Below are 14,393 nucleotides of genomic sequence, written 5' to 3' on the forward strand. Positions count from 1 at the left end.
CTTGTACGGCAACAATACTATGCAGCACGGGCGACCGTACTGCTGCTGCCAAAAGCAGGTTTTGCAGGAACGTGTTAATTACTTTCCTTATAGATTAACGATGCGCCATTTGCCATTCCAAAAAAAGACCGCCACGTAATAGGGCGGTCTGTGCATTTTATAACTTTTCGGTAGTATCACACTTTAGCTTCGTGTTGCTGAATAAAGTTCCGGGCGTACAAGTGAGTGACACAACAGAAGCTTAATAGCAGCACTACAGCCGGCAACACAATTTCCTTTATTGTTTAATGATACTTTGTTTTGCAACAACTTTACCTTCTGCATCTGTAACTTTTATGTAATAGTTACCCGCTGCAACATTTGACATCGGTATTTTGATCGTTTGTTCACCTTGTGCAGCATCGAAGAAACTGTTGCGTACAATTTTACCTGTAACATCGTACACGCTATACTGGTATTTTGATTCACTGTTAGCTGTAATATTCACTACTAATATATCCTTAACCGGGTTTGGATAAATATGTATTAAACGTACTGATTCGTTCCCGATATTGATGATATTAGAATAATCAACGGAACCATCATTGTTGACAATTGCCAGGCGATAAAAATTATTGCCCGCAAACGGAAGCGCGTCGGTATATGTGTGTTTGCCCAGCAGGTCTGTGCCACTTACTGCCAATGCACCAATTTCTTTAAAGTCTGTGCCATTTGCGCTCTTTTCAATCTTCACTGATTTAACATTAATGGCCTGTACAATATCAATATAAAGTTTATTGGTATTGTTGATGTACTCACCGGTAAACTTCGCTACTGACAAAGGCAAAGCTGAACCATTTAACGTTACAGAGAATTTTGCTTTTGTATTGCGTAAGCCATCGAAATAAAGCAAATAGTTATGATTGGCTGCAAGACCTGTGATGGCTGCTACAGAGCCGTTGGCTGAGAATGAACGGCATGCAACAGGTGCAGGGAAACTTTGGCCGGCGGGGCAGGTAGTTACATCGAATACCAACATCTTTACGCCCTGGCCGGTACAGTTTGCCTGGTCTGCGGGCGTGGTGGCGTAATTACTGACCAGCACATTCAAAGTGCCGTTGGTGGAGGTGCCGGTTTTTAAGGCATAGTACGCGTTATTTACTACAAACTGGCCGTAGCTTACTGTTGTGCCCCCACAGTTGGTAACATTTGACTGAGGGTCTGAAAGTTTGTTACTTGTGGCATGCACAAGATCGAAGTTAACAACGGTATTCAAAGGCGTCACCGATGTTGGGAAGGCCGACGGGCAATTATCGTTTGGAATTACGGTGTAGGAAAGCGGGGTCATTTCAGTAGTGAACAAATCACATACCCCATAAGTATCATTTCTTTTTTTCGTTGCGTAAAGACCACCTTGATAAGCTGATGCGTCTAAGGAACGCCTATTTACATAATTTGAAATTGCATAATGCATTAGCTTGTTTGGATTTACGTATAATGCATTGTTACCCTGATTTCTCTCATCGCCATCGTTTATATGCGCCAGATTTAAAGCATGCCCAAGCTCATGAAAAATAACCATTTCTAGATCAAGATCGTTACCCTGCGGGAAGCAGGAACCTTCTTCAAAAGTTGTACTTCCGGAAGAAACTCCGTTGTTTCTTATAACAATATCAAATCCTGTTCTTTGCGCGGGATAAAGTTCTGTTGAATTCTTTGAACAGGCGGAAAAAAAACTATAGGTTGTAGCAAGCGTTCCGTCAGGCAGTATGTTCGCGTCAGCACCTTTATTTCTGTTATCGAACATAATAATATTAATATTGTCGTCTGCCACCAATTGAACGGTAGTTGTTGAACCCTGAATAAAATTTAGCCCTATTTGTTCTTTCCATGTAGCCAATGCTCTTTCAAAAGTCACTTTTTCAGGGGCCGTGCTAAAGTTTTTTCCACCACCCGCTGTACTGGTACAATATCTATAAGTATATCCCCCTTGTCCGTTTGTATTCATCATTCTAGGCTCTCCGGCAATAACGGATCCCCCAAAGTTGAATTCAGGTGTAATGAGGCTGTAAAATACATTTAAAATATCACTAGATGTAGTTACAGAACCGCTACTCGTTACAACTGAAATTTTACCCGTGGCAGCAACACCACTATTTGATTGCCTGCTAACACCACCTGGCACTTGTAAAACAATCTTTGTATCACTCCATGAAATGATATTTTTTGAAGTGTATGGCAAAGAATAACTTGGAATATCACTGGAACTGTTGCCATTTTTAAATCGCACGGCACATAATCCGCCAGGAGAGCCAAAACCTGAACCATTTATAGTTAATACGTTGTTTGCAGCATCACTAAATGTTCCAGCCGTAACAGTCGTCGGACTAAACGAACTTATTGTTGCGGCTAGTGTGCCCGTTTCTGAATTGGAAGCATTTGTACTCTGGACCTTAAATGAATTATCAATAACCTTCAATAATCCGGTCTTACTTTTCAATGTACTATAAAATGTTGTTTCGATACCCTTGTAGTTAGCAAAAGGCGCATAGGCAACATCATTTATTTCGTCATACGAGAAAAAACCCTGAGCACTACTATAAACATCATACATAATTTTATTAGAGAAAGGAGATTTCCTATTCTGTTTAGCATTTAAGAAAAAAACCCCTTTATCATTCACATCCAAATCCAGCAGATCGGAAGCTTCTATGTATCTTAAACCAACAGTGCCTCCCACTGTAATAATCTCAATCTTTTTGTCTTTTACTTCACCTTTAAAAGATTTATAGATTTCGATTGTGTTAGAGGTGTAAATCATCGTCTGATCTTCATTCCAAAAGCTTTGTCTGGCAATAACCTTTCCTTCTACAATCAGGGATGATTTTTGAACTTTCTCATCCAGTTCAATTTTATATAACTGGGCGAAAGAAAATGTTGTTGATAAAAGCAGCAGCGTAGCAATTGAGCAAATGTGTTTAAATGCTTTCATATAGTTGGTTTTTAGCGAAATGCAACGGATAAAAATACTGAAAATATATACGCAGAAAACAAAAAAGCCGTTCTGTTGAACGGCTAAAATATTGGAAGTTTTTTATTACCATTTGTCTACTTCTTCAGTGGCTCCATTGGAAGCAGCAGGTGTTTCTGTAATAACTTCAACAACGGAAACGCTCTCTACAGTCTCAATTGTTGCAACAACTTCTTCGTTTGCTTCCACCCCTTCCTGCGTTTCAGCATACTCATGGTTAAACGCGTCAAAATCAAAATCAGGCATCAGCTCGGTTTTTACGTAATCAACAGCTTCACCAAGTGCTTTTATAAACTTATTGAAGTCTTCTTTGTAGAGAAATATCTTATGCCTGTCGTAACCATCTTCATTAAAACGTTTCCTGCTCTCTGTAATGGTTAAGAAATAATCATTACCGCGTGTTGCACGAACATCAAAGAAATAAGTTCTCCTTTTACCTGCCCTGATGCGTTTACTGTACACGCTTTCCATTTTCTTGTCGTTGTTTTCGTAAGCCACTGGTTAATACGATTTTGGTTAATTAATCCGATGATGCGCAAATATAGTATTGTTTTAATATTGCCAAAATTTTAGCAATTCATTTCGGGTTTTTTTTCAATTTTTCAATTAAGAATTAATCGTAAGGGGTTTAGTCAGCCTGTACCGGGGGCAAATATTCACCGAATTATCGTAATCTATGTGATAAGGCATACCTGATATATATATATGATTCATAAACTTCTATACTGTTTGTTGCTTTAACAACCTTTAACGATATTCATTTAAACCAACTGTTAAAACAATTGTTTTTGAACTAACTTCGCAACGAAAACCTCCTGGATGAAAAAGACACATATCATAGCTTTAGTGCTGATTGCCGTTTCGATTGCAGTGCTGATCAGTTTTATGGGTGACGTTACAACCTATGACACGATTGCGGTTGCCAAAGATAAACCAGGCAAGGCTGTAACACTTGTTGCCAAAATCGATAAGTCTCAGCCAATGGAATACGACCCTGTAAAAAACCCCAACTATCTTACGTTTACAGCCATTGACACTGTGGGTAACTCCATTAAAGTACTGTATCGTAATGCTAAACCTACCGATATGGAAAAAAGTGAAAGGCTTGTTTTAAAGGGAAGCGTTAAGGATGGTCAGTTTGAATGTAAAGATATCTTGCTCAAATGCCCTTCCAAATACAAGGACGATATGAATACAGCCAAAGAAAACGCAGGCGCTACGTCTTACAATAGCTCCGAATCTGCAGGGAATAAATAATAATGCTTTTTACCAAACCAATAGTTTACAATGGAGTATGTAGGTGAACATTTATTGCCCGGGCAACTGGGTCACTTTTTTGCTGTCCTTTCTCTTGTTGCTTCTCTTATTGCTACGATTGCTTTCTTTAAAGCCAACAAAACGGCCGATTTAAAAGATCGCCAAAGCTGGTTGAAGTTTGCACGCATGGCTTTTCTTGTGGAAACGATTTCTGTGATCAGTATTTACCTCTTTTTGTATCATATTATTTCTAACCATTACCATGAATATTTCTATGCCTGGAATCACTCTTCACGAGCACTTTCTCTGCAGCCGCAGTACTTACTGGCAAGCTTCTGGGAGGGCCAGGAAGGCAGTTTTATGTTATGGAACTTTTGGCATTGTGTTTTAGGCTGGGTTTTCATCTTGCGTAATAAAAAGTGGGAAGCGCCGGTAATGACCGTTATTTCATTTGCGCAATTCTGTATTGCCACTATGCTTGTAGGCATCTACATATTTGATGTCAGGCTTGGAAATGATCCGTTTATCTTATTGCGTCACCAGATGGCCGGTGCACCTATTTTTGATAACCCGGAATACCTGAACCTGCCACGAATTAAAGAAGGCAACGATCTTAATTCCCTTTTGCAGAATTACTGGATGGTAATCCACCCTCCTATCCTTTTCCTTGGTTTTGCCTCTACTATTATACCTTTTGGTTTTGCGTTTGGAGGCCTTGTTAACAAAGATAACAGCTGGACAAAACCGGCTCTTTCGTGGGTATCTTTTTCTGCGGCAGCTTTGGGTACGGGGGTTATGATGGGTGCTGCATGGGCTTATGAAAGCTTAAGTTTTGGCGGTTACTGGGCATGGGATCCTGTTGAGAATGCTTCTATGGTGCCGTGGCTTTTGCTCGTCGCCGGGTTACATACTAATCTGGTTTATAATCATACTGGTTATTCTCTGAAGAGTACTTATTTCTTTTACATATTGGGTTTTGTCCTTATCCTTTATTCAACATTCCTGACCCGTACTGGTATTTTAGGCGATACATCAGTGCACGCATTTACGGGTGCGGATATGACAGAACAGCTGTACCTTTTTTTAACGGTGTTCATCTGGGGCGCGGCATTATTTGCCAGCCGCACTAAAAATGAAAGAATGCTTGTAACAGGCGCAGCGATCATTATAACCGGATGTTATTACTTTCATATTGTGTTTGCACTGGCTTCATGCCTGATAGCATTTGCTTTCCTGTTTTATTTTCTTAATAAATATATACCATCTATAAAAAAAGAGGAAAGCACTTACAGCCGCGAATTCTGGATGTTTATTGGTGCACTTGTATTTTTCCTTTCTGCTGTTATTATTACTTACCAGACATCGTTACCTGTTATAAACCGCATTTTCAACCAGCAGCATGCTGACGCTGAAGACCGCGAGTTTTCATACAACCAAATACAGATATTTATTGCAATAATTATAGGTGTACTTACTGCGATCACGCAGTATTTTAAATACAAAAACACCCAAAAATCTTTTTTCTATAAGAAGGTGTTATTGCCAACAATTATTGCATTGATCGTAAGTCTCTCTATAAGCATCTTTGGTAACATCGACTACGATAAGCATGGCATAGGGTTTTTAGCGGCGATACATATTGCGCTGTTTGCATCTGTTTACGCGGTAATAGCCAATGCCATGTACATATGGGTAGGTTTAAAAGGAAAAATGAAAGGGGCCGGAGGATCTCTTACGCATTTCGGTTTTGCACTTTTTCTTTTGGGGGTCCTTATTTCCAGTAGTAAAAAAACAGTCCTCAGCCAAAACACAACCGGTATTGCCGTTTTCGAAAAGACGAAAGACCAGGATCCTGCTGAAAATATTACGCTTTTTAAGGGCATCAGGACAGACATGGGTAAGTACAATGTTACGTACCTGAGAGATACAGCGAATGACTTTGACCGTAAAAAGTATTTCGAAGTCAAATTTGAAGGTAAAGACGGAAAAGATAATTTCTTTCTTTACCCCGATGTATTGAAAAATAACAAAGGCCAGGAAGGTTTTGCGCCTAATCCTGCCAAAGAACATTACTTCTGGGGTGATGTGTATGCTTATGCCACATCATGGGTTGGTTCAGAAGCAGTTAACGATACGTCAAGTTTCAGAACTGTAAATATAAATAAAGGAGACAGCATCTTTTACTCAAACGGCATCATCGTTCTAAAAGAGGTGGTGGTTAACCCTGAACATTACAAAAGAGCAACACTGCCGGGTGAAACGGCTGTGATGCTGGATATGAATGTAACCGCTAAAGATGGCAGGCAATATACGGTGCAACCAGGCTTTGCCATAAATATGCGTGACAGCAGTTTCCGTAACCTGCCGGATACAGTAATCGCACAGAGCCTGATAGTACGTTTTGAAAAGCTTGGCGAAGAAGAAAAGGGTGCTATGCAAATAGGAATAAAAGAAACATCTAACCTTAATGACCTGATGACTTTAAAAGTATATGCATTTCCTATGGTATGGCTGGTGTGGCTTGGGGTTATTATTATGGTGCTGGGTTTCGTCCTGAGTATTATACAGCGCACAAGAAAAATAAGGCTTACTGCTGTTTAGGTTAGGGTACAAGATTTTTATATTTCTAAGTAACTTGTAAAAGACTTAAAACCGAAAACTTCAGTCTTTTACAAGTTACATTTAATTAATTACTGTTGTTCCGCGCTTACCTGCATAAATTGTCCTACTACCTGGAAAAACCCGTTTAGCTGAACTTTGACTGTGCCTTCTCCAATCAGGAATAATTTTGCTTTAAGAGCGGAACCATTAAGTGTAGCAAGCGGTTTTTGCCTCAATACGTTTAACAGACCGGCAGAAATTTTCTCCGGATTAAGAAAAAGACTTATATCGGTCATGGCAGAACTTCTCACGAGTACCATATTGGCTGTATCTGTCAGCGCTTCTTTATAAGCAAGTAATTCCCTGTTATTAGTTGTATCGAGAACGTTGGCTATACCATCCTTCAAATCAAAATTTAACCAGGAACCTGTTTCAAGCCCGACTGAGTTTGCATGATTAAAGATATCTGTGAGCTCACGGTTAATAGCATCTGTCGCACCATCTGCCACGAAACTGACGCGCAGGTTCATGAACTTAGCTGCAGGAATGTCTATCTGCATTTTTTGATAACACGGAGCTGTAAAAAATCCAATGACAGAACTGAGGCTGTTTTGCGGCAACATTTTAATGTCGAGGTCTCTGACGACTTTTAAAGTTTGCATATTAACAATGCAGCCAATATTAAAGGTGTCTTTGGTCTTCATGAATATTGCATTGGCGGCAAAGCTTTCTCCCATGCAGCTATCGTGTATAATTCTCCGCTGCTCCCATCTATCATCATTGGGTGGAACAAAACTGTTATCAGCTGAAAAATTGAACTGCGCAGCCTGCAAAGGTTTAAATACAAGTGTGGTCTCTTTGGATGCTTCTTTACAGGTACAGAATAAGCTTACTGTGGTTAAAACAATAAAAACAAATCTCATGGCGTAGCATTAAGTTGGTTTGATATATTACTAGAAATGAATATAAATAAAAAAGGTCGCTTTGAAAAGCAACCCGATTTATTTATAAACCCCCTATAATGTAGTAATGTTAATCGGAAATGATAAGGCAAACCAAATGCCAACCGATATTACATACGAAAGCTGCGTTATTTTGGTTTGGTTGCGCAAAAAAATACACATGGTACATATAATTTTTTCCCCGTTGTGTGGTAATCAGATTATCAGTTAATTGTAATAGCCGATTAACCTCGTTTCATCGATTAGTCTTAATTTTATTGCTTACGAAAAACATACAAAAGATGAAAAAACCGACAGCAAGTACCCGCAGAGACTTTCTTAGCACCAGTGGCAAAGCAGGCATTGCAGCAGGCTTATCGCTGACAATATTGCCCTCGCTTGTAAAAGCAAACAGCCCCTCAAACTTATCAGATATAAATGTTCCTGAAACGCCTTATACGCAGCAACCACTCCCTTATGCGTACAACGCATTGGAGCCTGTAATCGACGCGATGACGATGGAAATACATTACAGCAAGCATGCCGCAACTTATGCAAAGAACCTTGCAGAAGCTGCGGCTGCAGAAAAAGTAGACACTGGCTCTGTGAAACTGGAGCAACTGCTGGGTTCCGTATCTAAGTATTCAGCTAAAATGCGTAATAACGCCGGCGGTCATTATAACCATGAATTATTCTGGAAATGCATGCGTGCGCCGCAGGAAGGTGCAAAACCTGCAGGTAAGCTTGTAAGTGCAATTGAAAAAGACTTCAGTTCTTTTGACGCTTTTAAAACGCAATTTACAGATGCTGGTAAAAACAGGTTTGGCAGTGGCTGGGCATGGCTGATAGCAACACCGGGTAAAAAACTGGTAGTGGCTTCTACGCCCAACCAGGACAACCCCTTAATGGATGTTGCAGAAGTAAAAGGCATCCCATTATTAGGTCTTGATGTTTGGGAACACGCCTACTACCTGAAATACCAAAACCGCAGACCAGATTATATCAATGCATGGTGGAATGTGGTTAACTGGGATTATATACAGTCTCGTTTTGATGCCCTGTAAGCGATTGCAATATTTTTACAACAATGGCGGCTCCGGGCCGCCATTGTTGTTTTGTATGGCAACAAAAATTTAATAGCCTTATCGTTCCTGCCATCACCTTGCGATGGCTACATTTGCTGCCTCACAGCTTCAATTCTTCAGCACATGAAACACCCGTTCATATCAGCTGTTCTACTTTTTTTTGTGTTCACCAGGCTCGCCGCGCAGGATACTGCACAACATATTGTTGATGGCAGGGTCAACAGTGCGGTACAGCAACAAAAGCCATATGTTATACTTATATCTGCAGATGGTTTCAGGTACGACTTTGCGGATAAATACCATGCTGCAAACCTGTTGCGTTTACGCAGGCAAGGTGTTTGTGCAAATTACATGCAACCGTCTTACCCGTCGCTTACTTTTCCCAATCATTATACCATTGTTACCGGCCTGTACCCTGCGCATCACGGTCTTGTTGACAACTCGTTTTATGATGAGCAAAAACACGCGTCTTATTCCATGAGCAAAAAAGAAATAGTAAGAGACAGTTCATGGTATGGCGGCACGCCCTTGTGGGTGCTTGCCGAAGAACAGCAGATGCTCAGCGCAAGCTTTTACTGGGTTGGATCAGAAGCTGCCATGCATGGCGTAAAACCAACTTATTGCTACTACTATAATGAAGCAATCGATATAGATACACGCATCAATATTGTAAAAAACTGGTTGCAACTGCCTGAAGAAAAACGTCCGCATCTTATTACATTTTACCTGCCGCAGGTAGATCATGCCGCACATAAATATGGTACTGATGCAAAGGAAACGGGAGATTCTGTTTTGTTTGTTGACAACGCTGTTGCAAAACTTACAGAAACACTGCAGGAACTCAAATTACCCATTAATTATATTTTCCTTTCAGACCATGGCATGACGGATGTTGACGTAAACAACACTATTCCGCTGCCGCAGGTTATTGATACATCAAAATTTATTATTCCTGGTTATGCAGATGCACTCATGCACCTGTACGCAAAAGATAAAACAGCTATACAACCAACGTACGAAAAACTAAAAGCCACGGCAAAAGACTATGATGTGTATCTTGCCACCGCGCTTCCCGCAAAGTGGCACTATAGTAAGGCAGACGACAAATACAACCGTATAGGAGATATTATACTCGTACCACATTTACCTAAAGTATTTAACATTAGCAACCGTAAAATAACACCCGGCAAACACGGGTTCGATCCGGCTTTGAAAGATATGCGTGCTACCTTTTATGCATGGGGCCCCATGTTTAAGCCGCACAAAAAAATAAAGGGTTTTGAGAATGTACATGTGTACCCGCTTGTTGCCAACATGCTTGGTCTCACATACACCGAACAGATCGATGGAGACATCAATGTATTAGGCGGCATACTTAAACAGTAAGGGCAGAAAAATTTGTTTGCCGGCAGCAGTATTTTATGGCATCGCCTGTTGTGTCACTCACTTGTACTTTAGAAGCATTGGGCAACATGCTGCCAGGCAACACCACGTGCTTTGTATAATTTGTGCGCAGCCTTGCACCGCAGCCAAAAGCCCAACAATGTGTTACAGTACAAGAGTGCGACGCAACAGTTGATGAATAGCGGTAATATTGCCGGGTACATAAAAATCTTCTAACTTAATACGAGTATATTTAGTTCATGAATGAACAACACAATCCCTGGCAAATTTTACATGAGCAGGAAGCTTACGACAATAACTGGATAAAAGTTACCCACTACGATGTGATCAACCCATCTGGTGGAAAAGGAATTTATGGTAAAGTGCATTTTAAAAATATTGCCATCGGTGTGGTTCCGCTGGATGAATCAATGAACACGTACATTGTTGGCCAATACCGCTTTCCCATTAACATCTATAGTTGGGAAATTCCTGAAGGTGGTGGCCCGTTGCATGAAGATCCGCTGAATGGTGCCAAAAGAGAACTGCTCGAAGAAACAGGTTTAAAGGCTGAGCGGTGGAGCAAAATACTTGACATGCATTTATCCAATTCCGTTTGCGATGAAGCATGCGTTGTGTATGTTGCAACGGGTTTATCTCAACATGCGGCAATGCCGGAAGAAACCGAGCAACTGGCCATAAAAAAAATACCATTTGATGATTTATATCAAATGGTAAAAAATGGTAAAATAACTGATGCAGTCTCCGTAGCAGCAGTGCTTAAAACCAAACTCATGCTGTTGGAAGGAAGTCTGTTGTTATGATTTTCTTTTTAAAGCTTCCTTGGCAAAATTGATGAGGTAAGCAGCGTCTACATAGCCGGCAGTTTGCAATACCACGTTGCCATCAGCATCTGTAATGATCAGGGAAGGATATCCAACAATCTTGTACCTGGCCGCAAGCTCCGGCCCCACTCCTTTTTCACCATCAACAGACACATTAATAAAGTTCTCGTTGAAGAATTTTGCAGCGCTCTCATCTGTAAAAGTATTTTTCTTAAGCATTTTACATGGGCCGCACCAGGTAGCATAAATATCAAGGAATACCAGTTTTTTATTGGTCTTTGCATCCTGCAAAGCCTTGCTCCAATCCTGCTCTATAAAAGTAATGCCCTTGTCTGTTGTTGCAGTTGTCGTTTTCACTTCAGGCTTTGCTGCTTTGAATGCAAATGCAGATGCTATTGCAACAATGGAAAGTGCCAGCAGGCCATACTTTATTTTATTCATAATGCTATTTTGAATGTAAAACGAAATAAAGCCCTTTCCCTTACATACAAAAATATATTGCCGGTGGTTTAACAATTTATTCCATATAGATTAGTTTTACAGGCCGCACCCTCGTTCAAGGAAAAACACAAAAATATTTATGAGCAATCCCGTTAAGACAGCCATTATCGGATTTGGAGTTGCAGGCAAATTCATGCATGCTCCTTTTGTAAAGACCCGGCCGGAGCAATACGACGTAATTGCGGTGCTGGAAAGACATCAAAAAGAATCAGCCACACTTTTCCCGGGTGCGGTTATTGCCCGTTCCATTGAAGCACTGCTGGCAATAGAAGACATTGAACTGGTTATCATCACAACACCCAATGAAACGCATTTTCCTTATGCAAAAGCGTCCTTGCTGGCTGGTAAACATGTAGTGGTTGATAAACCCTTTACCATCACTTCTGCTGAAGCGCAGGAGTTGATTACACTCTCTCAGCAGGTAGGAAAAGTGATCAGCGTGTACCAGAACAGGCGTTATGTGTCAGACTTCCTTACCATCAAAAGGCTATTGCATAATAAGCTGCTGGGTGATGTGCATGAATTTGAGGCACATTACGATCGCTATCGCCCTGAAGCAAAACCAAATGCATGGAGGGAGGAGCCAGCACCCGGAAGCGGTATTCTATATGATCTTGGTGCGCACCTGATAGACCAGGCTTTTTATCTTTTTGGGCTGCCACAGGAGGTTACTGCTGACATACGTTTGCAGCGCCCTCATGCACGCACGGTCGATAATTTTGAACTCAAACTTGGTTATGGGTTTACCAAAGTGATTCTGAAATCAGGCATGTTGGTTAGAGAGCCCGGGCCCCGTTATATGATTCATGGAACACTTGGCTCATTTGTAAAATATGGCGAAGACCCGCAGGAAGTTTACTTACGTGCGGGTAAATTGCCCACCGAAGTTGAAAACTGGGGCCAGGAAGATGAACAGATTTTTGGCACAATCCATACCGATCTTAGTGGTCATGTCTTTAATGAAAAGTATCCTTCTATAAAAGGTGATTATGGCTATTACTACGAAAATCTTTACAAAACCATCCGGGAAGGAATACCGCTGCGCGAAAGACCCGAGCATGCTTTCAATGTAATCAAATTGATAGAACTGGCCGAAGAGAGCAGCAAAGAAAAGCGTACTATTGCCTGCACAGGCTTTATCGCGGCAGCTTATCCAAGAGATTAACAGCCGCGTTCAGGACAACAGCGCTTTTGCCCAATCATTTTAAATATCATTCCATGAAAGCAAGACTGTCTTTATTTATTTTTCTTGTCGGATCATGCTTTGCATCATTGGCACAGCCTGCTTTTATCAAAGACAGTCTCGATGCTTTTATTACAAAAGGAATGCAAGACTGGCAAATTCCCGGTCTGGCCATTGCAATCGTTAAAGACGGAAAAACAGTTATCATGAAAGGCTTTGGTGTAAGCAATCTCGAAACAAAAACACCTGTAGATGAAAACACGCTTTTCATGATCGCCAGCAACAGCAAGCTGTTTACAGCAACTGCACTTGCGCAGCTTGAGTACAACAAAAAGCTTTCGCTCGATGATAAGATCATACAATACTTTCCCGACTTCAAACTGTATGATAGCACTACTACCGCGCTGGTAAACATCAAAGACATGCTGAGCCACCACCTGGGTACCAAAACCTTCCAGGGCGATTTTACTTTCTGGAATTCGTCACTCACACGAAGGGAGGTTATTTATAAAATGCGTCTGCTGAAACCCGGGCAGCAATTCAGGCAGAGTTATGGTTATTGCAACAGTTGTTTCGTTACCGCGGGTGAAATCATACCCGCTGTAAGTGGCATGCCGTGGGAAGTATATGTCTACGACAGCCTCCTGGTGCCGCTGGGTATGAGCAATACACATACACTTGGGCAAGGTATGGACCAGATGCCCAATGCTGCGTCCCCCTATACCAATGGGTTTTCGAATGATCTTAAACTAATACCATACGACAATGTCGACAATATTGGCCCTGCCGGAAGTATGGTAAGCAGCGTAAAGGATATTTCAAAGTGGTTGCTCATGCAGCTTGATAGTGGTCGCTACAATGGTAAACGCATCTTACCGTGGAATGTAATAGACAGAACCAGGCAGATGCAAACGATCATCAGCAGTAGGAAATCAGACTTGTACCCGTCGCACATTGTTGGCTATAATCTGGGCTTGCTGCAACGGGATTATAACGGCAAACAGGTTTATTGGCATACCGGCGGTGCAGACGGTTTTGTTACCAATACCTGTTTTGTACCGGAAGAAAAACTTGGCATAACCATATTAACCAATAATGATAACCAGCAATTTTTCGAAATATTACGTTACCAGGTGCTCGACGCCTATTTGGGGGTTACCGGTACAAACAGGAATCAAAAAGCACTGGCGGGTTTTAAAGAAGAGCATGCTGCACTTGTAAAAAAAACAGACAGTCTTAAAGCAAGGGTAAGAGGCAGCCAGCCGCCGCTGTCTTTATCAGCATATGCCGGCACGTTCACCAATGAATTGATGGGTGATATTGAAATAAGCGTCAGCAACAAAGGTCTGCTCATACAATTTCCGCACCACAACGGGCTTGTTGCCAGGCTTCAATATATGGATCATGAAGAATGGTTGCTTACCTACAACAATGCTGCTTTTGGCATATTCCCGGTGCGCTTTAAAACCGCCGGCGATAAAGTAATTTCAACAGAAATAAAGTGTAACGATTTTATTGAATATGATGCCTATCTCTTTACAAAGCAATAAAATTTGGTAACCAGCCAAAGACCTCCGGGCATCGCCT

General features: G+C 41.2%; 11 protein-coding genes. 7 read left to right on the plus strand and 4 right to left on the minus strand.

The features are described 5' to 3' along the window. Positions 1-277 precede the first annotated feature (277 nt). Positions 278-2,971, minus strand: a complete 2,694-nt coding sequence (locus I5907_RS15950) for a T9SS type A sorting domain-containing protein (RefSeq protein WP_196991801.1) — start codon at positions 2,969-2,971, stop codon at positions 278-280. A gap of 105 nt (positions 2,972-3,076) precedes the next feature. Beyond that, positions 3,077-3,508: a DUF3276 family protein gene (locus I5907_RS15955; protein ID WP_346266789.1), complete on the minus strand. Its 432-nt coding sequence runs from the start codon at positions 3,506-3,508 to the stop codon at positions 3,077-3,079. Positions 3,509-3,829: 321 nt separating this feature from the next. Between I5907_RS15955 and I5907_RS15960 the strand changes: the two genes are divergently transcribed. Together I5907_RS15960 and ccsA are read left to right on the plus strand one after the other, a co-directional pair. Beyond that, positions 3,830-4,267, plus strand: a complete 438-nt coding sequence (locus I5907_RS15960) for a cytochrome c maturation protein CcmE domain-containing protein (protein WP_196991802.1) — start codon at positions 3,830-3,832, stop codon at positions 4,265-4,267. A gap of 30 nt (positions 4,268-4,297) precedes the next feature. Next, entirely contained in the window at positions 4,298-6,868 is a 2,571-nt protein-coding gene (gene ccsA, locus I5907_RS15965) for a cytochrome c biogenesis protein CcsA (protein ID WP_196991803.1), read from the plus strand. 89 nt (positions 6,869-6,957) lie between these two features. Here the strand turns inward: ccsA and I5907_RS15970 are convergent, their stop codons facing one another. After that, positions 6,958-7,791: a hypothetical protein gene (locus I5907_RS15970; protein WP_196991804.1), complete on the minus strand. Its 834-nt coding sequence runs from the start codon at positions 7,789-7,791 to the stop codon at positions 6,958-6,960. 320 nt (positions 7,792-8,111) lie between these two features. Here I5907_RS15970 and I5907_RS15975 point away from each other — a divergent pair, with 320 nt between their 5' ends. The 3 genes from I5907_RS15975 (at position 8,112) to I5907_RS15985 (ending at position 11,101) form a co-directional block, all read left to right on the plus strand. Then, a complete protein-coding gene (locus tag I5907_RS15975; protein WP_196991805.1) occupies positions 8,112-8,873 on the plus strand; it encodes a superoxide dismutase in 762 nt (253 codons plus the stop codon). Positions 8,874-9,056: 183 nt separating this feature from the next. Next, positions 9,057-10,280, plus strand: coding sequence for an alkaline phosphatase family protein (locus I5907_RS15980; RefSeq protein WP_346266790.1), 1,224 nt, complete (start codon positions 9,057-9,059; stop codon positions 10,278-10,280). A 257-nt stretch (positions 10,281-10,537) separates the two neighbouring features. After that, entirely contained in the window at positions 10,538-11,101 is a 564-nt protein-coding gene (locus I5907_RS15985; RefSeq protein WP_196991807.1) for an NUDIX domain-containing protein, read from the plus strand. Here the strand turns inward: I5907_RS15985 and I5907_RS15990 are convergent. Then, positions 11,096-11,563, minus strand: a complete 468-nt coding sequence (locus tag I5907_RS15990) for a thioredoxin family protein (protein ID WP_196991808.1) — start codon at positions 11,561-11,563, stop codon at positions 11,096-11,098. The genes I5907_RS15985 and I5907_RS15990 overlap by 6 nt on opposite strands. 139 nt (positions 11,564-11,702) lie before the next feature. On the opposite strand from I5907_RS15990, the gene I5907_RS15995 reads away from it, so the two are divergent. After that, complete coding sequence (locus I5907_RS15995; protein ID WP_196991809.1) at positions 11,703-12,788, plus strand: Gfo/Idh/MocA family oxidoreductase; 1,086 nt, start codon at positions 11,703-11,705, stop codon at positions 12,786-12,788. Positions 12,789-12,841: 53 nt separating this feature from the next. Then, complete coding sequence (locus I5907_RS16000) at positions 12,842-14,356, plus strand: serine hydrolase (RefSeq protein ID WP_196991810.1); 1,515 nt, start codon at positions 12,842-12,844, stop codon at positions 14,354-14,356. Positions 14,357-14,393 lie beyond the last annotated feature (37 nt).

This window comes from Panacibacter microcysteis (genome assembly GCF_015831355.1).
Lineage (GTDB): Bacteria > Bacteroidota > Bacteroidia > Chitinophagales > Chitinophagaceae > Panacibacter > Panacibacter microcysteis.